Origin of the sequence: Acinetobacter bereziniae, from assembly GCF_016576965.1 — a bacterium.
Classification (GTDB): domain Bacteria; phylum Pseudomonadota; class Gammaproteobacteria; order Pseudomonadales; family Moraxellaceae; genus Acinetobacter; species Acinetobacter bereziniae.
This window is the reverse complement of record NZ_CP066119.1, coordinates 2,637,858-2,662,410: the sequence shown is the minus strand read 5'-3', so window position 1 is coordinate 2,662,410 and position 24,553 is coordinate 2,637,858. Positions and strand designations below refer to the sequence as shown.

The 24,553-nt window shown below is 36.6% G+C and carries 26 protein-coding genes and 1 riboswitch; of the genes, 11 read left to right on the top strand and 15 right to left on the bottom strand.

Annotated features, from left to right (window positions below; all coding sequences use genetic code 11):
- Positions 1-79: 79 nt before the first annotated feature.
- Positions 80-1,063 carry a transaldolase gene (gene tal / locus I9192_RS12570; RefSeq protein ID WP_151751181.1) on the bottom strand — a complete coding sequence of 328 codons (984 nt, stop codon included), beginning with the start codon at positions 1,061-1,063 and terminating at the stop codon, positions 80-82.
- 88 nt (positions 1,064-1,151) lie between these two features.
- Positions 1,152-2,042, bottom strand: coding sequence for an HTH-type transcriptional regulator AceR (aceR, locus tag I9192_RS12565; RefSeq protein ID WP_004830417.1), 891 nt, complete (start codon positions 2,040-2,042; stop codon positions 1,152-1,154).
- 156 nt (positions 2,043-2,198) lie between these two features.
- On the opposite strand from aceR, the gene aceI reads away from it, so the two are divergent.
- From aceI to I9192_RS12535, 6 genes are all read left to right on the top strand, one after another.
- Positions 2,199-2,624 (top strand): chlorhexidine efflux PACE transporter AceI, encoded by a 426-nt coding sequence (aceI, locus tag I9192_RS12560; protein ID WP_004830418.1) that lies wholly within the window; start codon positions 2,199-2,201, stop codon positions 2,622-2,624.
- 241 nt (positions 2,625-2,865) lie between these two features.
- Positions 2,866-4,935 (top strand): hypothetical protein, encoded by a 2,070-nt coding sequence (locus tag I9192_RS12555; RefSeq protein ID WP_200149847.1) that lies wholly within the window; start codon positions 2,866-2,868, stop codon positions 4,933-4,935.
- Positions 4,936-5,046: 111 nt separating this feature from the next.
- A complete protein-coding gene (locus I9192_RS12550; RefSeq protein ID WP_200149846.1) occupies positions 5,047-6,762 on the top strand; it encodes an AAA family ATPase in 1,716 nt (571 codons plus the stop codon).
- A gap of 345 nt (positions 6,763-7,107) precedes the next feature.
- Positions 7,108-7,253: riboswitch (yybP-ykoY riboswitch) on the top strand.
- A gap of 71 nt (positions 7,254-7,324) precedes the next feature.
- Positions 7,325-7,906, top strand: coding sequence for a TMEM165/GDT1 family protein (locus I9192_RS12545; protein ID WP_171248684.1), 582 nt, complete (start codon positions 7,325-7,327; stop codon positions 7,904-7,906).
- 14 nt (positions 7,907-7,920) lie between these two features.
- Positions 7,921-9,534: a phosphoethanolamine transferase gene (locus tag I9192_RS12540; RefSeq protein WP_200149845.1), complete on the top strand. Its 1,614-nt coding sequence runs from the start codon at positions 7,921-7,923 to the stop codon at positions 9,532-9,534.
- Between the two features lie 307 nt (positions 9,535-9,841).
- The gene (locus tag I9192_RS12535; protein ID WP_005032003.1) at positions 9,842-10,210 is read left to right on the top strand and encodes a 5-carboxymethyl-2-hydroxymuconate Delta-isomerase; all 369 of its coding nucleotides are present in this window, start codon (positions 9,842-9,844) and stop codon (positions 10,208-10,210) included.
- Between the two features lie 61 nt (positions 10,211-10,271).
- Here the strand turns inward: I9192_RS12535 and I9192_RS22575 are convergent, their stop codons facing one another.
- The 3 genes from I9192_RS22575 to I9192_RS12520 all read right to left on the bottom strand — a co-directional run bounded on the left by I9192_RS22575 (position 10,272) and on the right by I9192_RS12520 (position 12,626).
- Positions 10,272-10,433, bottom strand: a complete 162-nt coding sequence (locus I9192_RS22575; RefSeq protein WP_171496293.1) for a DUF4240 domain-containing protein — start codon at positions 10,431-10,433, stop codon at positions 10,272-10,274.
- 162 nt (positions 10,434-10,595) lie between these two features.
- Positions 10,596-11,462 (bottom strand): hydroxyethylthiazole kinase, encoded by an 867-nt coding sequence (gene thiM, locus I9192_RS12525; RefSeq protein ID WP_200149844.1) that lies wholly within the window; start codon positions 11,460-11,462, stop codon positions 10,596-10,598.
- A gap of 9 nt (positions 11,463-11,471) precedes the next feature.
- Positions 11,472-12,626, bottom strand: a complete 1,155-nt coding sequence (locus I9192_RS12520; protein WP_200149843.1) for a hypothetical protein — start codon at positions 12,624-12,626, stop codon at positions 11,472-11,474.
- A 102-nt stretch (positions 12,627-12,728) separates the two neighbouring features.
- Here I9192_RS12520 and I9192_RS12515 point away from each other — a divergent pair, with 102 nt between their 5' ends.
- Entirely contained in the window at positions 12,729-13,058 is a 330-nt protein-coding gene (locus I9192_RS12515) for a DUF6678 family protein (protein WP_227567167.1), read from the top strand.
- Between the two features lie 112 nt (positions 13,059-13,170).
- Here the strand turns inward: I9192_RS12515 and I9192_RS12510 are convergent, their stop codons facing one another.
- Complete coding sequence (locus I9192_RS12510; protein ID WP_005031999.1) at positions 13,171-13,434, bottom strand: hypothetical protein; 264 nt, start codon at positions 13,432-13,434, stop codon at positions 13,171-13,173.
- A 124-nt stretch (positions 13,435-13,558) separates the two neighbouring features.
- Positions 13,559-14,752 carry a hypothetical protein gene (locus I9192_RS12505; RefSeq protein ID WP_139421408.1) on the bottom strand — a complete coding sequence of 398 codons (1,194 nt, stop codon included), beginning with the start codon at positions 14,750-14,752 and terminating at the stop codon, positions 13,559-13,561.
- A gap of 594 nt (positions 14,753-15,346) precedes the next feature.
- Between I9192_RS12505 and I9192_RS12500 the strand changes: the two genes are divergently transcribed.
- Entirely contained in the window at positions 15,347-16,009 is a 663-nt protein-coding gene (locus I9192_RS12500) for a YccT family protein (RefSeq protein WP_151806864.1), read from the top strand.
- Positions 16,010-16,258: 249 nt separating this feature from the next.
- Positions 16,259-16,804 carry a GNAT family N-acetyltransferase gene (locus I9192_RS12495; protein ID WP_100885372.1) on the top strand — a complete coding sequence of 182 codons (546 nt, stop codon included), beginning with the start codon at positions 16,259-16,261 and terminating at the stop codon, positions 16,802-16,804.
- A gap of 54 nt (positions 16,805-16,858) precedes the next feature.
- Here the strand turns inward: I9192_RS12495 and I9192_RS12490 are convergent, their stop codons facing one another.
- Genes I9192_RS12490 through cydP form a run of 5 tightly spaced genes read right to left on the bottom strand, consistent with a single transcriptional unit; the run spans position 16,859 to position 20,209 of the window.
- Positions 16,859-17,155, bottom strand: a complete 297-nt coding sequence (locus tag I9192_RS12490) for a cyd operon YbgE family protein (protein WP_004830434.1) — start codon at positions 17,153-17,155, stop codon at positions 16,859-16,861.
- A 3-nt stretch (positions 17,156-17,158) separates the two neighbouring features.
- Complete coding sequence (gene cydX, locus I9192_RS12485; RefSeq protein WP_002120988.1) at positions 17,159-17,260, bottom strand: cytochrome bd-I oxidase subunit CydX; 102 nt, start codon at positions 17,258-17,260, stop codon at positions 17,159-17,161.
- 29 nt (positions 17,261-17,289) lie between these two features.
- The gene (gene cydB / locus I9192_RS12480; RefSeq protein WP_004830436.1) at positions 17,290-18,435 is read right to left on the bottom strand and encodes a cytochrome d ubiquinol oxidase subunit II; all 1,146 of its coding nucleotides are present in this window, start codon (positions 18,433-18,435) and stop codon (positions 17,290-17,292) included.
- Positions 18,432-20,018 (bottom strand): cytochrome ubiquinol oxidase subunit I, encoded by a 1,587-nt coding sequence (locus tag I9192_RS12475; protein ID WP_004830438.1) that lies wholly within the window; start codon positions 20,016-20,018, stop codon positions 18,432-18,434. The genes cydB and I9192_RS12475 overlap by 4 nt, the downstream gene beginning before the upstream one ends.
- Positions 20,018-20,209, bottom strand: coding sequence for a cytochrome oxidase putative small subunit CydP (cydP, locus tag I9192_RS12470; RefSeq protein ID WP_004830439.1), 192 nt, complete (start codon positions 20,207-20,209; stop codon positions 20,018-20,020). The genes I9192_RS12475 and cydP overlap by 1 nt, the downstream gene beginning before the upstream one ends.
- 535 nt (positions 20,210-20,744) lie before the next feature.
- Between cydP and I9192_RS22335 the strand changes: the two genes are divergently transcribed.
- Positions 20,745-20,945 carry an NAD(P)H-dependent oxidoreductase gene (locus tag I9192_RS22335; protein ID WP_227567169.1) on the top strand — a complete coding sequence of 67 codons (201 nt, stop codon included), beginning with the start codon at positions 20,745-20,747 and terminating at the stop codon, positions 20,943-20,945.
- A gap of 315 nt (positions 20,946-21,260) precedes the next feature.
- On the opposite strand, the gene I9192_RS12460 is transcribed toward I9192_RS22335, so the two are convergent.
- The 3 genes from I9192_RS12460 to I9192_RS12450 are packed head-to-tail and all read right to left on the bottom strand — an operon-like array spanning position 21,261 to position 23,225.
- The gene (locus tag I9192_RS12460; RefSeq protein WP_151781504.1) at positions 21,261-21,875 is read right to left on the bottom strand and encodes an OB-fold-containig protein; all 615 of its coding nucleotides are present in this window, start codon (positions 21,873-21,875) and stop codon (positions 21,261-21,263) included.
- 18 nt (positions 21,876-21,893) lie between these two features.
- Positions 21,894-22,202: a Rieske (2Fe-2S) protein gene (locus I9192_RS12455; RefSeq protein ID WP_010591332.1), complete on the bottom strand. Its 309-nt coding sequence runs from the start codon at positions 22,200-22,202 to the stop codon at positions 21,894-21,896.
- A gap of 18 nt (positions 22,203-22,220) precedes the next feature.
- A complete protein-coding gene (locus I9192_RS12450) occupies positions 22,221-23,225 on the bottom strand; it encodes an adenosine kinase (RefSeq protein WP_005031990.1) in 1,005 nt (334 codons plus the stop codon).
- Between the two features lie 260 nt (positions 23,226-23,485).
- Here I9192_RS12450 and I9192_RS12445 point away from each other — a divergent pair, with 260 nt between their 5' ends.
- On the top strand, positions 23,486-23,953 hold the full coding sequence (locus tag I9192_RS12445) for a GNAT family N-acetyltransferase (RefSeq protein WP_005031989.1): 468 nt from the start codon (positions 23,486-23,488) through the stop codon (positions 23,951-23,953).
- Positions 23,954-24,553: the final 600 nt, after the last annotated feature.

Here is a 24,553-nt window from a genome sequence, read left to right as displayed (position 1 = left end):
CCGAGTGCTTATGATAACAAACTCGGCTTTAGAATGTGAGCAATTTTAGTGCATTTTAAACACTGTGAATGATTGAAACTCAATCAATAAAATCAGCTTCAAGCCCAAAGGATTGGCGTAATAATAAAGCCAATTGTTCACGGGCTTTAATAAAGCCATCAATTCCACTTTGTAATAATTGGAATGCCATCAAATCTGTTTCAAGTTGCTGTTTAAATTCAGCTTTAGAAATTTCTTGATGTGCTTGATCTTGATGTGATTGTTCATGGTTCAACTGAGCGCTTACTGTACGTTGATCATTTTCCAGTTTTTCAAGAAGTGCAGGAGCAACAGTCAGTAAATCACAACCAGCAAGTCCTAGAACTTGGTCTACGCTACGGAAGCTTGCGCCCATAACTTCTGTTTTAATTTGGTTCTGTTTGTAGTAGTGATAAATCTGTTTGACAGAGCGTACACCCGGATCTTTATCAATCGGGTAGCTGTCAACATTTTCAGCTTTTTTATACCAATCTAAAATACGCCCAACAAATGGAGAGATCAGCGTGACTTTAGCGTCAGCACATGCTTTGGCTTGATGTAAACCAAATAATAAAGTCAGGTTACAATGAATGCCTTCTGCTTCAAGTGCTTTAGCCGCCTGAATACCTTCCCAAGTAGATGCAATTTTAATCAAAATTCGATCTTGATTGATTCCGTAGCTTTGATACAGCGCCAATAGTTCTTTGGCTTTCGCAATTGTTTCTTCGGTATTGTAAGAAAGTGCCGCATCAACTTCCGTAGAAACTCGTCCTTCAACAAGATTTAAAATTTCTACACCGAGTTTTACTGTCAGAATATCAATGGTACGTTCGACCAGTTCATCAAGTGCATAGCCTTCTTGTTTAGCTTGTGCATAAGCATCTTCAATCAAGGTGCGACTTTCAGGCTGTTGAGCGGCAGCTGTAATCAGTGAAGGGTTAGTCGTTGCATCTAGCGGGCGAAATTGTTGAATAGCGTTTAAATCACCTGTATCAGCAACAATAGTGGTTAAGCGTTTTAATTGGTCTAATGCAGATTGAGTCATTACCGGTTATTTCTTAGTTAAAATATTTGTGATTTAGTTATAACACAATGCGATTTCAGCAAAATAGGAAAATGTACTGAAAGACATATTATTTTGTATGAATTCTTTGATTTCGAATGTGATTAATCAAAAAACGAGCAGCTGAACCTAAATTACTCTCACGACTCCAAACCAAATCAACAAAATATTCAAATTTTGGTGTGAAATCGAGCAAATCAAGTATTTTTAACTTATGTTTGAGCTCTGGGTTTTCATTAAACATTTCTAAGGGAAGTACTCCCCAACCTAATTCCTTTAAGATCAGCGAACAAGCTGAGTGATGATTGTCAGTACGCCAGTAATTTTTAGAATAGAGTAACTCTGGTTTAATCGTGCGATCTCGGCTGGCGACAACAATTTGTCTGGATTGCAATATTTGTTCAAAACTTACTTTTGAGTGGGCAGATAGAGGGTGATTGATTGCAGATACAGGCACTAAAGCTTCTTTTTTTAACTCAACAAATTGTTCGCGGCTTTCTAACATTTCACGTTCAAACATCAACGCCAATTGCGCTGTCTGATTCATGAGCATTTTAAGTGCATCTTCTTGTGGCGCAGAAAAAATGTTGATTTGTAAACTTGGAAACTGTTGAGCAAGCAATGCAATATATTCGGTCCAATCGGTATGTACCAACTCTGAAACCACCACAATATTCAGTGAGGATTCCAAACCTTCGCTGAGGGCAATTGCTTGTTGTTTCCATTGATTCATTTCAATTAGAAGTTGTTCGGTTTTTTCATATAGAAGCTGTGCCTGTGATGTTGGTATAGGTTCGCGTCCGACCCGTTTAAAAAGTTTAAGATTTAAATCAATTTCTAAGTTGGCGATCGACATGCTGACCGCAGATGGAACTTTTCCAAGCTGTCTTGAGGCAGCAGAAAAAGAACCTGTTTCCATGACTGTTTTAAAAATCATCAACTGTTCTTGATTGATATTCATATTGGACCGCCATTAGTAAATGAGATCATGTGAAAATGAAAGAAATATCGCAAAGAGAATAAAGTTAATCTTTCAATAAAATTGAAAGAATCTGACTCGATTGATCAATATTATAAAAATATAATGCAACAGTCGAAACAAAAAGAGTAGTTTTAAATGATGATTTCCAAAAGAAGGATTATTCATGCATTGAGCTATGAAATCATCCTATTGGTGATCATAGCGATTGCATTAAGTTTTATTTTTGAAGTTCCAATGGAAGTTACAGGTGTATTGGGTGTGGCTATGGCTGTGACATCTGTAGTTTGGAATATGATTTTTAACCATTTCTTCGAGAAATTTGAGCATAAAAGAAAGCTTAAACGTACTATTGGCGTGCGTATCCTGCATGCCATTGGTTTCGAAGGTGGCTTGATGTTGGCGACTATTCCAATGGTTGCTTATGCAATGGATATGACATTGTGGCAGGCGGTCCTATTGGACTTAGGGATGACCACATGTATTTTAATCTATACCTTTATTTTCCAATGGTGTTACGATTTGATTGAGGATCGTATGGGAATCAAACCAGTACATTCTTAATGAAACTGTAAACATGTAATTTGAAATTCTGTCAGAATTGCCACTGTTGCTTGAAAGGGTTCTGCTGTTCAAAATAGCAGAACCCTTTTCGTTTAAACCCACAATGTAAATCGTTTGTGAAATTCTCCACAGAGACTTAACAAACTTTTGCAAAAGATAATCTAATACGATTTGTTTTGTTAAATGGTTCGCATAGAATATTTAACTCGATAGAATTTTAAAGAGACGGATTAAGCAGATTATGGTGCAGACAGTTCAAGATCAGCTGCCAAACAGACACCAACTTGCTGCACAAGAATTAATTCAAGTTTCAGCAAGCTTAGAGCGTATTTATCTTGATCAGCTTCACTATTTAAAAGCGGTGAATGCAGATAACTTTTTCCAATTTGATCATGCACAGCACAAAATCGGTATAGCCAACCAATTATTGCAGATTAAATTTGATGAGACAGCAGGGCTGTCTTTTGAGTTTGATCAGGATAAGCTGGCACATTTATCTGAGTCACCGCATTATCCTAAGCGACTGATTCAATATGTGTCGCAAGAGGTATTTTTTTATACCAAATCTTATGATGCAATTCATCCCACTGATTTAAAAACCAAAGCACAAATTCTTCGTCAAACATTGATTGAGCAGATCTTTGATTGGATTGATGGTGAAAACAGAGTAGAGCAGTATTTGTATAATATCAATCAAGCAGATGCTGAGCAGATTGATCGAATTTTAATCCATTATAACTATTTTGATCATGCTTATATTTCTGATTTTGCTCAATATGGTAAAGCTATTCCGTTAAGTGTGGAAATTAATATTAAGCATTTATTGCTGATTAATTCTGTCTTGGGGCAAACGTTCTTATCTATCCAGCAATTTATTCCAAAATTCCATCAGGCTATTTTTGCATTAGACCAGTTCCTACCCAAACATTTTTTTCGGATTTTTAAAGTTTTTCACCCCGAGTCATTACGTTTGTGCGAGATTGAGCAATATTTTACAAGTTATCAATTATTGTCGAAACATGCACAAGAGTTTCCACAAATGCTGGCATATGCCAAGCATATGAAACGTGGTTTTTGGCAGTATCAGGACTTATTGAGTAAACAACATTTTTTGCAGGCAGAGGATGAATATTGGGAGTTGGATCAACTTGTAAAATTGCCGATATTTGCTTTAAAACGTACTGTGAATTGGCTATATAAACAAAATGAACAGGTTAATGATTGGATTAGTCGGCATATTATAGATGTAAACGTTAGAGTGACAATCACGGTATTAAGTCTCATTGATACTTCAAAAATCTCTCCTGAAGTAATATTGGCTGTATTAAAATATTTTAAAAATAGTGCTGCACGGTTATTCTTAATAGAATGCCATTCATTTGCCATTACAAATGAATGGCAAAATCATCCCAAAAATAGCCGTTACCGCTTTATAGAATCGGTCAGTGAACATAAATCACAGCAAAAGTTGATTTCAAATTCTTATTTATATATCGAAGAATGGTTGGATTTCGCTACATTGATCCTTGGTGATCAAGCCCAATCTTATAAGAAAATATTTGTCAAAATTAGTCGTGTTGTTCAGGCATTTATGTTGTTTGTTCAGCATATTGCCAATCAATTACCTGCGCCATTAATCAGATTCATCGATCCTCAGTTGCAGCAACATCCTGATTTTTTTATTCAAATGCGCGAACATAATATTCAGGTAGATGATTTTCGTAAGAAGTTTAAACATATCAATACCGATCGAATGCCGCATTATAGTATTTATGACAGTTTTGTTCTGGACTATGTGATGCATTTATTTAATACGCATCATGAAATCGAACGTAATGTGACTTGGTCTGGTCTTTATCAACAAGCGAAGCGATGGCATTTGCACAATGATCTTGTTACGACAATGTCGAAACTCAAAGAAAAAATTACTGTGGATTCGTGGAATCGCATTGCGCCGATGCAAAAGATTTATTTTGAAGATTGGTGTTATGAGGAACTCAACAGTCTACAACGAATTACTCAAGAGTCAGTCGTTTTCAAACATTGTTTAGCTGTCTCCTACAGCACCAGAATAGTGGAGCGTGAATATGCAGCATTCCATATGTCAAATATAGCTGAACCCAATCAAGTCATGACTTTAGGTTGTTACTATAAATTAGGGCAGTTGAGCTTTGATCAACTTCGCTTGCCTAATAATCATATTCCAGATCAATCTTATATAAGCAAGGCACTGGCATTTATCGAAAATGTGAATCAACATTTAAAATGGAAAAGTAGTATTCAACCGAATGAAGAACTCGGTAACTTATAAACATCGTCAACAGGGTCTATTCTTTTTTCTAAGCTATTTTTGGCTTAACTTTTTAATTAAAAATCGTTAGGCTATAGCCGTCCCATCCTGTTAAGGTAATTCAAGGCTGTTATGAAACAAGAAACTGCACTCAAACTCATGAAAGCGGGTGAAAATGTCTTTTTGACTGGCTCTGCTGGTGCAGGAAAAACCTATACGTTGAATCAATACATCAATTATTTAAAAGTCCGTAAAATACCTGTCGCAATTACAGCCTCTACAGGGATTGCAGCGACGCATATGAATGGAATGACCATTCATACATGGGCTGGTATCGGCATTAAAGATACGCTTTCAGACGATGATTTGAAGAGGATGAAAGAGCGTAAATATCTCAAAGAGCATCTGGAAAATGCTCAAGTATTGATTATTGATGAAATTTCAATGTTGCATGCCAAACAGTTAAATTTGGTCAATCAAGTTTTGAAATATTTTAAAGAATCTGATGATGCTTTTGGTGGAATTCAAGTGATTGCTGCTGGCGACTTCTTTCAGCTTCCGCCTGTAGGAAAAAATAATGAGCTGAATCGTGATAAATTTTGTTTTATGTCTAATGCATGGGTTGAGGCAAAATTTCGGGTTTGTTATTTGACTGAACAGCATCGTCAAGATGATTCTGCACTCAATGATATTCTCAATGCAATTCGTGCACAGAATATTCAGCCACAACATATTCAAGCCTTACAAAATACGCGTCATCAAGATATAGGTGAAATGTTCACCCGTTTATATACGCACAACATGGATGTGGATAGCATCAATTTTCAGCATTTAAATGCAATTGAGGGTGATGATCATCAATTTGTTGCAGTGACAGATGGGAATGAAAAGCTGATAGAAACATTAAAATCTTCAGTTCGTGCGCCTGAAGAACTGACATTAAAAAAACATGCCAAAGTGATGTTTGTTAAAAATAATTTTGACATGGGATATATCAACGGCAGTTTAGGTGAAGTGATTGGTTTTGAAGAAGATGATGAAATGGGGATGTTGCCCAAGGTGAAAATGACCGATGGAACAACTTTATTGGTCGCTCCTGAAACTTGGTCAGTGGACAATGAAGGCGGTAAAACCATTGCCAGTTTACAACAAGTTCCATTACGTTTGGCGTGGGCAATTACTATTCATAAATCACAAGGCATGACCTTAGAAGCTGCTGAAATTAATTTGAGTCATACTTTTGAAAAAGGACAAGGTTATGTTGCTTTGTCACGGTTAAAATCAATAGAGGGGCTTAGATTGCTTGGCTTCAACGATCAAGCATTAGAACTTGATAGTTTGGCAATCAAAGCAGATCGTCGTTTTCAAGAGCTTTCCTGTGAAGCTGAACAGCACTATGCGGAGGTTGACTTAACACCCCAACATAATGCTTTTATTCGCCATTGTGGTGGGACATTGAACGCCACTGAAATAGAACGCAATGAAAAAAAATTGGCGCGTAATAACGGTAAAGCCAACTATGCTTCAGCCACATTGGACGAAACGCGTGAGTTGTTTGAAAGTGGCTACGAAATTCAAGATATTGCCATTGAGCGAGGTTTAACCCCAGCAACAATCATCAATCATTTGGCGAGACTGCATAAGGAACAAGGGCTTGATATTTCTGTTGCTAATCCGGGTGAAGAGGTGGTCGAGAAAATACGGACAATTTATAAAAAATTAATGAAACGGCAAGATCCAAGTCATTTTAATGATGATGGTGCGATAAAATTACGCCCAATCGTAGAGTTGACCAGCCCTAAAATGGGATATGACCAAGTGCGTTTAGCCCTACTGTTTGTCGAATAAAAATCCTTCTAATGATGGAAGTATGAATAAGTTGAGAAAAAATTACTTAATTCGTATATTGCGATATTCCCAGAATATAAGCATATGGAGGATTATAATCTCAGCTTTCAGTTGTGCTGATTTTATCATACACGAACATCGATAGATTGAAGTGTTTCTTTTGAACAATTTGATGATTATGAAAATTTAGAATTGATCATCAACTCTAGCGTTGCATCTCAGATGCTATAAGTTGTACAGATCGAGTAAAAACATACTATTGCAGGCTCGCAATGCTAGATCAAATGTGAAACTTTGATATCGCAAAATTATGTTTGAAAATTGGTCAAGTATTCTTTATGATAACTAAACTTCATTGGGGAGTAGCCGCTTTTTACCTCGGGTAAAAAGGTGATGGTCAACATAATTGCTCAAATGGGCATGGTCATCATAGCAAAGAACCAAAAGATCTTTTTGATCATAATTTCTTTTTGTTGGCAAGACCTTTGATTTGTTACTCTGCTTTGGCTAGCTAGAGTTATAAATCATTGGGAATTATTGCTAGCCAGAGAAAAGTATTATGATGTCTGCTTTCCTTATCTCTCTTGCTGTTGTTGCCTTATCTGAAATGGGTGACAAAACTCAACTTTTAGCTCTGCTTCTGTCTGCACGATTTCGAAAACCCATTCCCATTCTATTGGCGATTTTTTTAGCCACACTTGTCAATCATGGTGTTTCAGCCATATTGGGTCAATGGATCACCACGGTATTGAGTCCAACTGTACTGCTATGGATTGTTTCATTAGGATTTATTGGGATGGCGATATGGATGCTTATTCCTGATGAGTTGGGGGATGAATCCGAAAGTATCAATAAATGGCAAAAATATGGTGTATTTGGTGCAACATTTGTGCTGTTCTTTTTGGCAGAAATTGGGGATAAAACCCAAATTGCAACAGTTGCTTTAGCTGCTCGTTTTGACAGTATCGGCTGGGTGACAGTAGGGACTACTTTGGGAATTATGTTGGTGAATGCTCCAGCAGTATTTATCGGCAACAAACTAGCAGAAAAACTTCCAATTTCATTGATTCATAAAATTGGTGCACTGGTATTCTTAACGATTGGTGTTGCTGCTCTCGTTCAACATTACTTTTTCAAAGTTTGAAGCGTTTAAGTGCTATGCGCCGATTTAATCAATTGCCGATAGATATACAACGATGGTTTTTTGCATTTTATTTGCTTTTGCCTGTCTTGATTGTCTTTTTCACATTGGGCTTTGCTGGAAGCTGGGCGGATAGTTTACGTTTGGCATTTTTAGCAATGCCAGGTGTTTGGTTATGCTTCCAAGCGAGTAGCAAGTCAAAATTGTTTTGGAAAATATCCGCGATACTTTGGTGGTTTATTTTTTTCTTGCATACAACCTTACTTTCACTGAGCTGGTGGTTATTTAACAGTGATGCAGAAGGCTATTTAATTGTTGAGTCGATTGCAAATACCACATTCAATGAAAGTTTAGAGTTTATACAACAGCATGTTGGATTGTTTGGATTTTTACTTTTGTGCTTTTTAACCACATTAGGATTGTATTTTTTAGTCTTATTCAAATATTTTGATCAGCCACATCACCATATTTATCCAATGCGTATCGTCGGGCGCTCAATCCTCGGTTTTTTGATATTACTGTGTGTGGTCAGTTACGTACTTAAGCCTTCTTTTGCTTTGCATCCACTTGCTTATTGGTTTGGATATTATGGCAAAATTAAAGATTTTCAGTCACGTGTTTCACAACACCATCATATACATCAAACTTGGACGTCCAACGCAGAAAAAAGATTGGATAGACGTAAACCGTTTGCTGAACAGCAAACCCATACAGTGGTTTTAACAGACAGTATTACCAGTTTTAATTTTGGCTTATGCGGTTATCCTCGAAATACAACACCTGAATTAAGCAAACGTAGTGGGCAGTTCAAAGTATTTTGTCGAGGTTATTCGCCTGCATCTTCAACCATTCAATCGCTACGTTATTTATTTAATGATGGCACACGCAATGCGATGGATGACCAAGCACCAGAAAATATTATGGGCTATGCAAAAGCTGCAGGATTCAAGGTGTATTGGATCAGTAATCAAGATGATGTTTATATCTCATCATTATTTGCAAACTATGCCGACGAAGTGGTTTTTATCAATAAACAGTCCGGTCGGAGTAGTCGTTCATTGGATGAAAATATTCTTCCAGCTTATAAAGCTGCGTTAGATGATCCAACGCCTCGTAAGCTCATTATTCTACATCTGATTGGTTCACACCCAAATTATAAGTTACGTTATCCTGAACAGTTTTCTAAATTTAATGATGCGACAAATGATGAGGTTGAAAGGACGCTAGAGCAAAATAAAATCAATCATTTTATTCAGTTAAAACGTAATGAATACGATAATAGTATCCTTTATCAAGATTGGATTGTTTCTAAACTGTTTGATTTGCTTTTGTCCAAAAGGGCTGATTTTAGATCTTTTACTTTTTTATCTGATCATGGAAATCAAGTGGGTCATGAACTCAATTATGTAGGTCATAGTTCGGATACCGAAGCAGGTTATCGTGTACCAATCCTGATTTGGTATGATCAAATGCCGAAAAAGGGAATAAGTAGCCAAAGACCTGTCGATGCCAGTGATTTAGACCGTTATGTTTTACATTTAATGGGACTTCATGATCGATTGGAAACTCAAGAAAAACTATGTTGGTTAGATGAGAAATGTCATTTTATTCCGAAGTTATTATGGCGCTAAATTTATTTTTTCGTTCAGTATACCTGCCTTGGTTATGAGGTAGTGTATACGTCGTGGTGGTGAAATAAAAATTAATGAATATGATGCAACGATCAGAAAGTTACATTCAACAAGATTTTGGGAGTGGAGAATTCTAAGCAAAAAGTTGATAACCAATGCTTTGATAATAGTGCTATATCTAAATTTTTGCTTATTTTTTAATGAAGTATATACAACTAAAGTTATAAATTTGCGTTAATTTTACAGTTTCTAGAGTAGGGATGTTATACTCAATACTAATCTATAATATTTTCATATGGTTAACACGATGCCACAAATGTTTATTGATTATTCAGACAATATTCAGAATTTAGATCAAAAGAAATTGATGTTGGGTTTAAATCATGCTTTGTTTGATACGGGCTTAGTCAGCGATGCACATGATATTAAGTCGCGTATTCAATCAGTTTCAGATTATCTGATCGGTTTTGGAGACAATCAACAAGCATTCATCTTTGTTCGTTTACAAGGTTTAAGCGGACGCAGTGAAGAACAAAAAAATTTAATGACGGAAAATCTGTCACAATTTTTACAGTCGTTTCAAGACTATTCAGCTCAAGGTCTGGAAATTCAGCTGTGTGTCGAATTTGCTGAAATGCCGAGAGAAATATATAAGAAAGTATTTGTAAAAAAATGATCAATCATGGGGCTTAACGATAAGCCCCATTTTTTATTCACGCTTTAATTGAGCAATTTATTCAAACAGTACAACTGACGAAGTTTTCAATCTCTTGTAATGTGCCCTCAAAAAATTCTTTTCCTATAAGAATTAACCAGCACCTAAAATAAAGAAAACGATCATCTGATAAATAGCCATTGAAATGATATAGTCCATGCTCTTTGGTAAAGTTTGATTGCAAAATTGTGGCAAGTTCTGCAATTTCAGTAGGATAAAGTCATGAAAGTTTTAAGTTGCAGTTTTTCCAAACAAAATAAATGGTTGCTGATCAAACCTAGACAAATATGCAATTAAATCTTCTACATGCTGTTCAGTATTATCCTCTAATTAATTTCAGATTAATTTAGAGACCTAATACTTGAATATCACTGTATTCCCAAATTTTATTGGCACTCATTTGGTAAATTTCATCGAGGAACGCCACATTAAAACTTCCCACAGCCGAGGCTTTTTCAAAAGCCAATTTTCCAGCAATGGCAAAGTGAATATGTGCAGAAATAGTGGCAATTGCTGGAGTGGTCACAGTGCTATATGCCGCAATTAAAGCACCTAAAGCACAACCTGTCGCCGTAATTTTAGGCTGTAAAAAACTTCCCCCATTAATTTGAATCACATGATGAAGTTCTTTTGAAAGGACGAAATCGGATTCACCAGAAATTGCAACACATTCACTATGATTTAACAGCGCTTGAGCTTGTAAATAAACTTCATTACTTGACACTGCACTATCAACACCCTTGGATTCAACTTGGTTGCCTGCGAGCGCACTGATCTCAGATGCATTGCCACGAATAATAGTCGGATGAAGTAAAACCAATTGATCGACCATTTCACTACGCCATTTTAGAAATGGACCATAACCCACAGGATCAAGTACCCAAGGTGTATTTTTATTTGCAACAGTCTGTGCTGAAATTTGCATGGCTTGCATTTGTTCAGATGTTGGTGTTCCAAGATTAATACTCAATGCCGCTGCAATAGAGGCAAAACTTTCTGCTTCAAAGGGATTATCAATCATCGCCGGTGATGCACCAGCCGCCAATAAAATATTGGCTGCGTAATTGGCTGCAACGCTGTTGGTAATGCAGTGTACCAACGGTTGTTGGGTTTGTAATTCTGTCCAAGCATCCACAACTTTCTGTAAGATAACATCAGTCTGGATATGAAGTTGATCCGTTTGAGAATGGGTAATATTTTCAGGATGATTCATATAAAGTCCTTACTGAGTAAAGTAGTGATCTTGATGCTTGCAGTTTCGACAGAGCAATGTCACGTAATTTTGTGCATCATATTCAACAGTGAGTTCATTTGAACCACAGTACATACAGCGTTTTTGTGAATAAAAGTTTAAGCGCGGTTCAATCTTTTTCCAAGACTTCCACACTGGTTGGAAGAAAATTCCTTCATCGTAGCCTAAAAAATGATAAAACAGAATTTCACTCATGCGACTTAAAGGGATGTTGGGTGGGCGAGGTAGCGTCGATGTTTCCCATTTTTCTGCGACAGCACGTTCACGATATTGCTGAACGGTTTTTTTTAGAATATTGGTGTTAATAAAATTTTCATTTCGGACTTGCAAGGCTTTTTTCTGATATAAATATTCCAAAGCGGTCTGAATCAAATAGAAAATTTGCCCTACAGCCAAAACATCAAGTAGTCGATAACAAAATGTTTGGAAGTTCTTATTGCCCGAAATTTGAATTCCCCAAGTACGACAATAATGTTGAGTAAATTGCACGATTTCTTGATATAACAACACGTAGAGTGTATTTTTGACTTCTTCTGAATGTCTGAATGGTATTCCTTGGCTTAAATTTTCATAAAACCAATGGCGAAGCTGTGTGGTAATGCTAAAGAGGCTGGGTTCGGAATAACCATCTAAACGGACATTGATATAGTATTGATGTGCATCATCACTAAAATCTTTTGGCACAAGAACGTTTTCTTTAATCAATTGATTGAGAAGTTGACTTTGAAAATAATAATTGGGTGTAATTGATTGATATTTAATGATTTCCCAATCAATAAACTCTTGATGTTGGGTATTTTCATGTACTTGATTGTCTAAAATACTCAATAAAAATAACTTATGTAAAAAGCTGAGTTGATCTAAACCCAATTCAAAATCATCTTTTCTTTTGAGTTTTCTTGTTTCTTGCAGGCGCGTTTCTTTAATTAATTTACGTCGTTTATTTTGACACGTTTCACAATGACAGTTGCCTTGATTATTGGGGAACACTTGATGATGACAATGACTGCACTGATGGAACTGAACGTCTTTTTCAAACTCCACAGCCTCGACATAATACATACTTGCCTGACACAGTGGGCAAAATGTACTTTCATCAAGCTGTTTCTGTAGAATTTGAAGCATATAGGGCTAAATACAAAATTATTGAGGATTTTTCATTATACACATCTATATTGAGGAAAGCTGATTGCTTAAAATGAATGTTTTATAAAATATTCATATCTGATGATGATTGATGCAATCGTATTGCTTTTCAATGAGATTGAAAGATTAAATCTTAATTATCGCATTCAACTGATTGATACATTAGAAGTATCAGTATGGGATCATTTTTTAATTTTTCCAACACCAAATTACATTGAATGTGGTTATGGTATTTTTCCACTGAGGACAGTTCGACAGATTCAAATTAATTCAATCGAAAATCGTTATATTGGTCAACGAGTCGCTTTGAAATATATTGACCATTCTGAATTATTGGAAGAAAAAATGCAGCAATTAGGGTTGCATTATCATATTGAAAACCAAATATTCACCATCGCTTTGCAAAAATAACAGTGTTGAGGTTGTCAGTGTTAAACGGTTTTTAATGAAAGTGGCAAATACAAGCTGAATTCTATTTGCCACTAAAAGTTGAGTTAAAGTGCGACGCTCATACTGATATAAACTAATAAGCAGCAGGGCAAGGTAATTTTGAGTCCTCAAAATGCTCCATTTTAGCCTGCAACAAAGCTTTTGCCTTTTGAGCTGAAACTTTGTGCTGTCCTAGGCAATCATACTGTCTTAAAATACAGCTGACGTCTTCTGTGGATAAAGGAATACCTTCACAGGTCATAAACAATGCAATCACTTGATGATCTATTTTTGCATCATTTAGCATTTGCATCGTCTTGATATTTTCAACACGGACAATATGGTCTTTAAAAATCATGTTGCACCTCTTTTCTGTTGAGTATTTTTATTGTGCGATATACACCCATTTAAACAAGCAAGAACTGTGCTCAAAATGTAGTCGCTTTGAAAAAAATGTAATGTTATGCACAGTGAGCTAATTGTTATCTCGCGCCTATTGGCTGGTACAATCCTTCACCTCGACCAATCTGTGCTTGATAAATCGGAATCCACGGTGCAAAAAAGATATTTTGTTTCCATTCGTTTAAGACATTGAAGCCATTACGAGCAATAGCGATTCGATGCTGTAAATTAGCGAGATTTGTGGCTGTAAAGGGTGCGCGAATAATGAGATAAGGTGTAAAAATCAGTTTAAATTTATTCACCCCAACAAAAATATCCCCCCTTAAGCCTAAATTCTCTAGGCTTAATGACAGCATAAAATTGTTGATGTTGGCAAAGTCTCGCATCAAAGGCTTGTCCCACATCGGTTGTAAAATTTTTTCCTGTTCATGTATACCAAAACTGATAGCAGCATTGGTTGCGAGCTTTTTAAACTGTGATGAGTAAATTCCAGATCGCAATGCTTCCTCATCTGCAAGTTTCTGTAATTTAAATGCTTGAGACAGGTTTGCACCGTAGCCACTGAGCTGTTGTGCCAAAATTGTTGAATCATAATGCTGATGCATGACACTTAGCCCACCGATATCTGCCATCACATTGGCTTGTCCTTGAATTAACTCATTATTGGCTTTGGCGATGGTCGATTGCAATGTTGGGATTGGCATTCCAGCAATGACAACATTTTGTCCGTTTTTGACATTCAAAGGATCTAAGGCATTGGATAAAGAATAGCTCAATGCATATGTAGAACGTACATCATTAGCGACGAAAACTCCTAGATTTGGCCAATAAAATTTGGGATTGTTCCGACTGAGTGCATCGTAATACATCAAGATAAATGCATTGGTTGCCAGTAAAACTTTCTGTTGGGCACGGGTGCCGTAGGTATTCTCAGCCAACTGTTGTACGACTGCAAATTGTTGACGGATTTTGCTGCGAACATTTTCGTACTGCTGAACGATTGAAAAAATAGATGGGTTGTATAATGAATTTTGGCTATTGGCGATATTATACAATTGCTGATACAGAGTTCTTTCAGATGTTGTCAAATTACGCTGTGCCATATTGGCATTCATGCTATAGGCAACACTTGAAAGCTGGGCTGGTGTAATCGAAGTTACATTACTGTTTGCTGCCACCACTTGAGTTGTGATTGATGTTGCTGAAATTGAAGCTATGCCGATGATACAAGCCGTTAATATCGCTTTATATCGAGGAGTAGGTTTCTGTTCCATAGTGAATATATCCCTGTTGTTTTTGTTAGAATGATGAACTTCTTTGTTCGAATATTTGTACACGAAGTTCCTGTTTACTTATAGTAGAGTCAATATAGCTTTGACATGTGTTTTTAGGACAAAGAGATGAGTGGTATTATTTCAGATGAATACAAGATCAGATATATGCTGTAGATGCCAAAAATCAATTGTTATTTCACATACACCATAGTGCTATTGTATTTTTACGATAAATTGTTCTGATTTTTAAATCACTGTAATGAAAACTGTCACTTTTAAAAAATATGGTCGGTATGATCATTTAAAGTGTTGTGATAAATTGCACAAGGATAAAATTACCATTTTATATGTCAAATAAAGATTCAATATTTTAAGCAAGAATCGATTTTATATTGACATAGACTTGGGGTAAATCTCTGTCAAATCAGATGCTTTTGATCAATATGGTGACTAAAAAATAAATCCTATAAACAAAAATAAAAAACCAATGATTTAAGCTTCATGATAAAACGCCAGTTGTTGTCATAAAACTGTCATCACCACATTGCATAGTGCAATAAATTTTACATATTTTTGACATAAGAGTAGAGCAACATGGCATTTAAATACGGAATTGCTGCATTGGGTTTAATGTTGAGTGGGTCAGTTTTTGCAGCAGTTACGCTATCTGCGCCAGAAGAAATTGTTGTATTGGCTGTGAATGATCAAGAAGTCAATTCAGGTTTGATTCGTAAAAAGAACGAGTATCAAGTTGATCCCGGTCAGACTGCTGTGAGTGTACGTTATCAGCAATATTTTGAGCATTTAAATGGTGAACACGATATTTTAAAATCAGGTGTGGTCACGATTACAGCACCTGATTTAAAAGATGGACAAAATTATAAGTTGGCTCTGGTGGGTGCTCCAAATAACTTTGATGATGCAAAAAAATATGCAGAACAGCCAACGATTGCAATTTTAGACAATAATAATCGACTCGTGGTTCAACAAACAGGTGCCAATACTGAAGCAAAACCTTGGTTTGGTTCTGGCGTATTTGGGCGTGTGATTGATTTAACCACAAGTAATAAAGCGCCTGTGAATCAACCTGCGCCAGTATATACCGCACCATCTCACGCAGTTGTTTCAAATGCTTCGCCAAAAAGTGTACCAGCTGTAACCAATAGCAATGCTGCTGATCAACAATTGATTCAAATTTGGCAAAAAGCAAGCAAAGCAGAACGTCAAAAGTTTATGACTTGGTTGGCTGATCAATAGCGTCAATTGACACTTCGCAGACGCTTGTGACAGTAGAAATTTTTTAGATAATATCAAAGACCATCTCGATGGTCTTTTTTAAGAGTTGATTGATTAAAGGAATTATTTTCTTGTTTAAAGAAGATATCCGATCTTAATATTTCTATTCAAATCTACGATTGAAGATTACTCTTCAAAACCGCTTTTCAAAATAGCCATTAGGTTTTATAAAGTCATTTGCTCACAATAAAATGATAGACCTAAAATTCAATGAAACACTCACTTAAATTTAGAACTGCACAAATTTTAGATATTCAGAAATTGATTAATTTGATCAATTCAGCCTATCGGCAACAACAGGAAAATAGTTGGACCAGTGAAGTAGAAATGGTCACTGGCACTCGAATCAATGCTGAACAATTGGCACAAATGTTGGCAGATGATCATTTCAAATTATTTGTTGTTGAGCACGCTGAAGAGATCGTGGGCTGTATAGGTTTAACATTTAATCCAATCCAAGTCGAAATTGGCACATTTTGTATAGCACCGAAAATGCAAAATCATGGTGTTGGTAAGAAGGCACTTGATTTTGCAGAACATTATGTACGTGATCAGATGCTGTCTATTCATCCTGATTTAACGCATTTTGTAATGTGGGTGCTCAGTGTTCGTCATGAGCTGATTGCATATTATGAGCGGCGTGGTTATCAATCAACAGGGCACATTGATGATTATCCTTTAAGTGCAAATGTAGGTATCCCCATTGTGGGTTTACATTTAGTTGAAATGAAAAAGAGTATAGCGGATAGGATTTGAGTTGATATGAAACAATAAAACCCTGAATAAATCAGGGTTTTATTGTTTTTTAGATTAGGTTAAGAACCAAGTGTAATAGCCCCACAACATAAGTGGCCATGCCACATAAGGGCTAAACAACCATTTCCATAACCAAAACTGTGGCAGAAATCCTACACCATGTATAAACCCACCTGAAATGCCAATCATGACCATCATTAGGGCACTATGGTTGTAGTGTCCATTGGCATCAAGCATTGCACCAGGGTGGATGAGTAATACTGCTGCAAGTGGCAATGCCATCAAAAACGAAATGGCCATTGCAAACTTGTTCGGCTTCCTTTCTTTTGTTGTCATTGCGATCTCTGCCATGGTTTATTCCTCATCCAAATCTTGATGATGTTCGATATAAAGGGCACTCAAGACACCTGCAAAGCATGCCATCAAGATCCCTAAAATCCAAGCGAAATACCACATAATATTCTCCTATTTGCTTTGACACAGCCTTAGTACAGGCTGTGTGAGTTCTCTTGAACATGTTTGTTGGTAATGACGCCCCACATTTTGTAATAGCACCATGTGGTATAGGCTAAAATCACTGGAACAAAAATTGAAGCTACAACGGTCATTACTGTTAGGGTATTTTTACTGGATACAGCATCCCACATGGTCAAGCTTACAGTAGGATTGATACTGGATGGCATTAAGAAGGGGAACAGTGCAAAACCAGCAGTTAAAATTGAACCTGTTACAGCCAGAGTCGAACCAGTAAAGCTCATACCTGCTTTATTTTTTCCTGCACCGAAGATGATCAGGATGCCTCCCAAGATTGCTGAAACTGGGGCAAGTATTGTGATCGGGTAAGTTGAATAGTTATTCATCCAACCATGGTTGCCTGTAGTCAAAACTTCTTTTGCCAATGGGTTTGCAACAGCATTGGTATCAAATGGTTTGACTAAGGTATAACCCTCGATTCCACCAAAGTAGAGCCAAGCACCAACAGCTAAGAAACAGACCAAAAAGATTGTACCCATGAGTTGAGTTGCTTTTGCAGAGCGTTGACGTAATACGCCATCTGTACGAAGCATTAACCAAGCGCCACCATGTGCACAAAGCATCGATAAACTGACAATACCGCAAACTAAAGCAAATGGATTGAGTAGCGCAAAGAAACTACCTGTATAGGTTGATCGTACAGTTTCATCTAAGGTAAATGGTACACCCAAGAACATATTACCAAAGGCAACACCGAACACCAGTGCAGGTACAGCACCCCCTATGCATAAACCCCAATCCCATGAATTACGCCATTTGGTATTTTCAAGTTTAGAACGATAGTCGAAACCAACGGGTCTGAGGAATAATGCAAATAAGACCAGTAACAGTGCCCAATACATACCAGAAAATGCTGTAGCATAAACCATTGGCCAAGCTGCAAAGAGAGCACCACCGGCAGTGACAAACCAAACTTGGTTGCCTTCCCAGTGCGGAGCAATCGTGTTAATTGCTGCACGACGCTCGTCATCTGTTTTACCTACAAATGGCATCAATGCCATTGAGCCCATATCGAAACCATCAGTGAGGGCAAAGCCGATCAGTAAGACACCAACCAAAACCCACCAGATAATTTTGAGAAGTTCATATTCGATCATGATTGAGCCTCCCCAGCTTGAGCTTGTTGAGCTTCAAGTTTTTCAAAGTGATATTTACCTGTATGTAAAGAACTTGGTCCTAAACGTGAGAACTTGATCATTAGATACATTTCAATAATCAACAGCACAGTATAGAACGCAGCTAATGCAATGATTGAACCCCATACATCACCAGTGCTTAAACTTGATGCAGATAGGTGCGTAGGTAGTACTTCACCAATGGTCCAAGGTTGACGACCACCTTCAGCGACATACCAGCCAGTTTGTGCTGCAATCCAAGGAAGCGGTAAAGCAAATAGTGCAAATTTAAGTAACCATGGTTTATTTTCAGCATTGCGTTTTGCTACTGCAAAAGTTGCAAGGATAAATAGAAGTAGCATTAAGAAACCAGAAGCAACCATTGCGCGGAAAGAAAAGAACAATGCTGTTACGTTAGGAATCGTATCTTTCGTTGCTGCCTGAATATGTGCTTCAGATGCATCAGTTACATTTTCAGTATATTTCTTAAGAAGTAAGCCATAACCTAAATCTTTTTGATTTTCTTTGAAAGAAGCCATAAGTTCTGGCGAACGGTCACCAGCACGAAGTTTTTCAAGTTCACTATAAGCCACCATACCGTTACGGATACGTGCTTCATGTTGAACCATCAAGTCTTTAAGACCCGTTACTTCTTTATCCAATGAGCGTGTTGCGATAATACCCATTGCGTATGGAATTTTTATCGCATAGTCAGTGCGTTGCTCTTCTTGGTTTGGAATACCAAACAAAGTAAACGGTGCAGGAGCTGGGTGAGTTTCCCATTCAGACTCAATTGCCGCCAGTTTAGTTTTTTGAACATCACCCAGTTCATAACCTGATTCGTCACCCAGTAAAATTACAGAAAGTGTTGATGCTAAACCAAAAATTGCAGCGATGGCGAAAGAGCGACGCGCAAAAGGTAAATCACGTTTTTTCAATAAGTAATAGCTCGAAATGGCTAAAACAAAGATTGCCCCAGTGACATAACCTGCTGAAACAGTATGAACAAATTTTACTTGAGCAACAGGGTTAAAAATCAAAGCGCCAAAATCTACAAGTTCCATACGCATGGTTTCAAAATTAAATTCTGAACCGACAGGATTTTGCATCCAACCATTGGCAACTAAAATCCACAGTGCAGATAAATTCGAACCGAGTGCAACTAGCCATGTCACACTTAAATGTTGAACTTTTGAAAGGCGATCCCAGCCAAAGAAGAATAAACCAATGAAAGTTGATTCTAAAAAGAATGCCATCAATCCTTCAATGGCAAGTGGCGCACCAAAAATATCCCCGACATAGTGAGAGTAGTACGCCCAGTTTGTACCGAACTGGAATTCCATAGTTAGACCAGTGGTTACACCTAGAGCAAAGTTAATACCGAAAAGTTTGCCCCAGAATTTGGTCATGTCTTTGTAAATTTCTTTACCAGAAATCACATACGTGGTTTCCATAATGGCAAGAATAAAAGCCAGACCGAGAGTAAGAGGTACAAATATAAAGTGATACATCGCGGTCATTGCAAATTGGAACCGCGAAAGATCGACCACGCTTTCAGAAATCATCAACGTGTCTCCTTGATTTGGGAAGGACTGCCAGCAATACGCTCAGCAACTTGGTTATCAAAATCTTTAGGAATAGTCGGTGCATCAAACCAGATATGTTTGATCGTCATTAAAAGTGCAATCTTAATTATTAATATGATTGCAATTTCTCTGACTAACCGACGGTTTAAATCATTAGGTTTTAAGCTCATGCGTTAAGCCTATTATTTAAATATGCTTATATTATTAAACAAAACACAACAAGAAATAAATAGATAAAACACTTAAAATAAAAATATATTATTAAAATTAATTAAAACAGATACTTAATATTTTAATGTGTTAAAAAATATACTAAGAAATAATGATTTTAAAGTTGATCAAAATACTTAGAATTAATAAAAATAAAACCAACCAAAATGGTATTGTTTAGATTTTATTAAACCAACCAAAATGGTTTGAATTATTCTTGATTAAAAATAATTCTGATCAAAATGGTTGGTTTAATTCCGATGTTTTATTTTTATTGAAATAGAGTTTAGAGAATCAGAAAAATAATTGTTGATTTTTATAAGGCTTTATTAGCCCTGATTAAAAAATTTAAAACTGATGATTTAAATATGAGGTCGCATTTATTTGATTATGAAATATAAGTTCTGCGTTTTGTTTTTGATGTATGCTGGGTTGGTTAAATTTTGTTCATCTTAACTAATTAATCATTATTTATGGGATAAAAGAGGGGGTTTTATGAAATGCTTAGTTGTCATTGCGCATCCAATCAATGATAGTTTATGCCATCGCATGGCAAAGACAGCAATTGCTAGCTTAATTGCCAATGGTCATGAAGTAGTGGTTGAAGATCTATATGCAGCAGATTTTTCTCCTGCATTCACCTATGAAGAACGTTTGAGTTATTACAAGATAAGACTGCATGTGATTCTCAAGTAAAAAAATCAATTTGCAGACTTAGTTTCTACAAAAGTGCTAGCATTTGTTTTTCCGATATGATGGGTTGACTGTCTAATCATTTGGCAGCCACTAAAACGGATATTGAAAATTGCATTATTGGGTATCTGCGCACCAAACTCATAGTTGTACATGTTATCTATCTACAAAGCTGAAAAGTTAAGCCAAGCTCGAGTCGATTCATATCTTAAGCGTATTCAAAGCAAAATTTCAAAATGGGTAAAATGATACGCTTTTTACGCGTACAAGGTGTGAATGATCAATCAACAGCTCCTAATCACAAAAATAGATGCTGAATTAATATTGATCTGAGCTAAATAGCTGGTTGGATGTGGAAATTTTCTTGGCTATATAATGTGATTTTCTGAAACGTATTAAGATGATTTGTGATTGAAACTCTAATTCACCGAACTCAGGTTCGACTTGGACATAGTGGAGTTGACCATTTTCATCGCGGACACGCGCTTGTGCGGAAAATCCAGGTCGTGCATTGCCACTTGATACTGTTGCAAGGCGTCCGAGTAAGTCCACTTGATTCTTGGTGATTTTGGGTTTAATCACTTGATCAAGACAGTGGATCATAAATACAGTAAAAAAAATTGCGATGACCAAAGCAGGTAAAATTACATAATACCAAGCAGCAAATTCTTGTTTGCTGGCAAATATTGATAATTGTAAAAAATAGCCTGCAAAACTAAAGTTAAGCAATAAAAAAACGAAGATAAGAACTTTTGAAAATTTTACTTGTAAAAGAGGGGATTCAATCAACCAATCAGGAGACACTTTTTTAAGAAACGTACTAGGTCGGATACCAAGATAATATCCAAAAGTTTCTGCCATGCTAAGTAAAATTAACGCCAAAACACTCAAATGAAAGGGCATTAATTCATGTTCAAATAAGAATTCCAGCATGGCAGTTGTCCTTGGTTATTAATCTACAATGTAGATTCCACCATCTGAATGAACTGAAATATTCACTTTTTCCAATTTATCACCAAGGCATGGTCCAGAAATACATTCACCTGTTTCGACTTCAAACAAAGCGCCATGTGTTGAACACTGGATATATTCGCCATCTTGATCTAAAAATTGATTTTCAAGAAACTCAAGCTCAGTTTGAAGATGTGGACACACATTTTGATAGGCATAAAAAGCCCCATCCCGTTGAGTGATAAAAATTGTATCACCTGTCATTGTGTCGAAGGCACGTGCTTTGCGCTCTTCAATTTCATCGGTCATTGCAATTTTTTCAGCCATTTATGCACATTCCTTTTTGAATGTTTCGAGCAGAGTCGCATATTCTGCAATTTCTAAACGAGGTCCAAATTTAGCCACTACCTCACTAGAAACAAGAATAGCAAGTTGCGCAGCTGTTTGTAAATTTTCACCACAATTTAACGCATATAGGAATGCGCCTGAAAAGGCATCGCCAGCACCATTCGCATCAACAGCATTGACTTTACGACCAGGGACATAAAAATGTTGATCTTGATTGGAGACTAAAGCGCCTTTTGCACTTAACGTAATCACGACGTCTCGGCTCAAGGTTTTTAACTTTGCCAAAGCAGCTTCGACAGTATCCGTTTCTGTATACAGCATCGCTTCTTGTTCATTACAGAAAATCAGATCTACGCCATCGTCGAGTAATTCGTTTAAACCTTGACGAGCATATTGCACCATTGCTGGGTCGGAAAGGGTAAGGGCGATTTTAACATTGTGTTCGCGTGCAATTTGACGTGCTTGTTTGACCGCTAAGCGAGCAGTATCACTGGTGGATAAATAACCTTCAATATAGAGCCATTGTGCTGTTTTTAAAGGTTCAAAATCCATTTGTTGTGCTGAAAGTTCTGCAGTGATGCCTAAATAGGTCTGCATGGTGCGTTCTGAATCATCACTGACAAGTACCATACATGTTCCCGTCACACCTTCGCTGATCGATTTTTGTGAAGTTATGATTCCAGCATCATTCAAGCCGTCAAGATAAATGCGTCCTAATTCATCATTGCCTACACGGCAAGCATAAAATGCAGAAGACCCCAGCGCACTAAATGCAACTGTGGTATTGGCAGCAGAACCGCCTGAAGCTTGTCCTTTATAAACTTGGCTGGCATTTAAATTGTTGTAGAGTTGGGCTTGAGTATCACCATCAGCCAATTGCATGGTACCTTTTTGCAAATTTTGTTCAGTCAAAAACTGATCTGAAACTCTAAATTCTTGGTCAATTAATGCATTACCAATTGCAAAAAGATCAACTGTTGCCATGTTCTTCATCACATCAATGTTAAAAAACTAAAGTTTACACCAATGCTCAACTTTACAGTAGATTGTTGAAAAAAATTCATTTATGACTCAAGTAGTACATTCATGAATTTTTATAAGTTCTGCTATTGCACAGTAGTTGAATAGTTCCTAAGATTCAAACACAAGCTCTATCTTGAGTTCGCTATATCATCAGGTTATATATCGAGAATAGATACAAGTTGAGTCAATGGTCTATCGTTTTAAAACACATTGGAGATTGAGTGAATATTTTAATTCAACAGGTTGATCAATTGCCTGCACAAATTCAAGATTTAGCCGCGGTTGCTGAAAAAGAAGGTTTTCAATTTATTCAACGGTTGATTGATGAGTATCAACAAGGAAAAAATAAATTTAATCGTCAAGGTGAATTTTTACTGGTTGCATTTAATGGCGATAAACTGATTGCTTGTGGCGGTCTCAATATTCAAATGAGCGAAGATAGTGAGACCAATCAAAAGCCTGAAACACAGCATAAAATCGGTCGTGTACGTCGTTTCTATGTGTTACCTGAATATCGTAAAAGCGGTATAGGTAAGCGTTTATTGCAAGACCTCGAAAAAAAAGCAAAATCTCATTTTTCTGCACTGTGCTTAAATAGCGAAAAAGATGCAGCTCCATTTTATCAAAAGCAAAATTATGTATTTGTTGAAAATCATCCCAATTATAACTATTTCAAATACTTGATATAGTGAATTGAAAATCTTTGCCCAATAATGAGCCTTTAATTAAAGATTAGAAGAATCAATAAGTAGACATGCGCATCATCTGAACTCATGTAGGGGCTTTATGCTTTTGGGGATTGATCTAAATTAATCTCCAAAACTTAAATATTGATTTTTATAATTTTATTTTTCAATAAGCTATAGTCAATCTGTTGAAAAATCCATATAGTAAATATAATTTCTAGATCAATAAAATCATTGCGATAAAGATATTGTTTGATGATATAAAGCTTGCAATACAAAGCTTTATATCTAAAGTTTAAATTGGTTTGTGTAGGCGATGCTTCGCTTTTCATAACCACTTTTTTGTTGAACAACATTCTTGCACTGCAAACAAAGCAGTGCGTTGTTTTTGCTCACATATCTACGCTCAACATGGCGACATCCATGTCGCCTCACGATAGAAAGAGCATCGATGATTCAAAATGCAAAAATTAAACTAATCACCAAAAGTTTCTGACGCTTATATAAAAAATCAGATTCAAGTCATTATCAATAAAAAATTTAAGTTTTACAGTGATGATCGAATCTTTTGATCATCACTTTTTTTATTTAACTCATTGCTCA

What these genes read in the sequence shown, in the direction of transcription:
- tal (WP_151751181.1), bottom strand. Translation starts at nt 1,063, where the DNA reads ATGACTCAATCTGCATTAGACCAATTAAAACGCTTAACCACTATTGTT.
- aceR (WP_004830417.1), bottom strand. Translation starts at nt 2,042, where the DNA reads ATGAATATCAATCAAGAACAGTTGATGATTTTTAAAACAGTCATGGAA.
- aceI (WP_004830418.1), top strand. Translation starts at nt 2,199, where the DNA reads ATGATGATTTCCAAAAGAAGGATTATTCATGCATTGAGCTATGAAATC.
- I9192_RS12555 (WP_200149847.1), top strand. Translation starts at nt 2,866, where the DNA reads ATGGTGCAGACAGTTCAAGATCAGCTGCCAAACAGACACCAACTTGCT.
- I9192_RS12550 (WP_200149846.1), top strand. Translation starts at nt 5,047, where the DNA reads ATGAAACAAGAAACTGCACTCAAACTCATGAAAGCGGGTGAAAATGTC.
- I9192_RS12545 (WP_171248684.1), top strand. Translation starts at nt 7,325, where the DNA reads ATGTCTGCTTTCCTTATCTCTCTTGCTGTTGTTGCCTTATCTGAAATG.
- I9192_RS12540 (WP_200149845.1), top strand. Translation starts at nt 7,921, where the DNA reads ATGCGCCGATTTAATCAATTGCCGATAGATATACAACGATGGTTTTTT.
- I9192_RS12535 (WP_005032003.1), top strand. Translation starts at nt 9,842, where the DNA reads ATGCCACAAATGTTTATTGATTATTCAGACAATATTCAGAATTTAGAT.
- thiM (WP_200149844.1), bottom strand. Translation starts at nt 11,462, where the DNA reads ATGAATCATCCTGAAAATATTACCCATTCTCAAACGGATCAACTTCAT.
- I9192_RS12520 (WP_200149843.1), bottom strand. Translation starts at nt 12,626, where the DNA reads ATGCTTCAAATTCTACAGAAACAGCTTGATGAAAGTACATTTTGCCCA.
- I9192_RS12515 (WP_227567167.1), top strand. Translation starts at nt 12,729, where the DNA reads ATGATGATTGATGCAATCGTATTGCTTTTCAATGAGATTGAAAGATTA.
- I9192_RS12510 (WP_005031999.1), bottom strand. Translation starts at nt 13,434, where the DNA reads ATGATTTTTAAAGACCATATTGTCCGTGTTGAAAATATCAAGACGATG.
- I9192_RS12505 (WP_139421408.1), bottom strand. Translation starts at nt 14,752, where the DNA reads ATGGAACAGAAACCTACTCCTCGATATAAAGCGATATTAACGGCTTGT.
- I9192_RS12500 (WP_151806864.1), top strand. Translation starts at nt 15,347, where the DNA reads ATGGCATTTAAATACGGAATTGCTGCATTGGGTTTAATGTTGAGTGGG.
- I9192_RS12495 (WP_100885372.1), top strand. Translation starts at nt 16,259, where the DNA reads ATGAAACACTCACTTAAATTTAGAACTGCACAAATTTTAGATATTCAG.
- I9192_RS12490 (WP_004830434.1), bottom strand. Translation starts at nt 17,155, where the DNA reads ATGGCAGAGATCGCAATGACAACAAAAGAAAGGAAGCCGAACAAGTTT.
- cydX (WP_002120988.1), bottom strand. Translation starts at nt 17,260, where the DNA reads ATGTGGTATTTCGCTTGGATTTTAGGGATCTTGATGGCATGCTTTGCA.
- cydB (WP_004830436.1), bottom strand. Translation starts at nt 18,435, where the DNA reads ATGATCGAATATGAACTTCTCAAAATTATCTGGTGGGTTTTGGTTGGT.
- I9192_RS12475 (WP_004830438.1), bottom strand. Translation starts at nt 20,018, where the DNA reads ATGATTTCTGAAAGCGTGGTCGATCTTTCGCGGTTCCAATTTGCAATG.
- cydP (WP_004830439.1), bottom strand. Translation starts at nt 20,209, where the DNA reads ATGAGCTTAAAACCTAATGATTTAAACCGTCGGTTAGTCAGAGAAATT.
- I9192_RS22335 (WP_227567169.1), top strand. Translation starts at nt 20,745, where the DNA reads ATGAAATGCTTAGTTGTCATTGCGCATCCAATCAATGATAGTTTATGC.
- I9192_RS12460 (WP_151781504.1), bottom strand. Translation starts at nt 21,875, where the DNA reads ATGCTGGAATTCTTATTTGAACATGAATTAATGCCCTTTCATTTGAGT.
- I9192_RS12455 (WP_010591332.1), bottom strand. Translation starts at nt 22,202, where the DNA reads ATGACCGATGAAATTGAAGAGCGCAAAGCACGTGCCTTCGACACAATG.
- I9192_RS12450 (WP_005031990.1), bottom strand. Translation starts at nt 23,225, where the DNA reads ATGGCAACAGTTGATCTTTTTGCAATTGGTAATGCATTAATTGACCAA.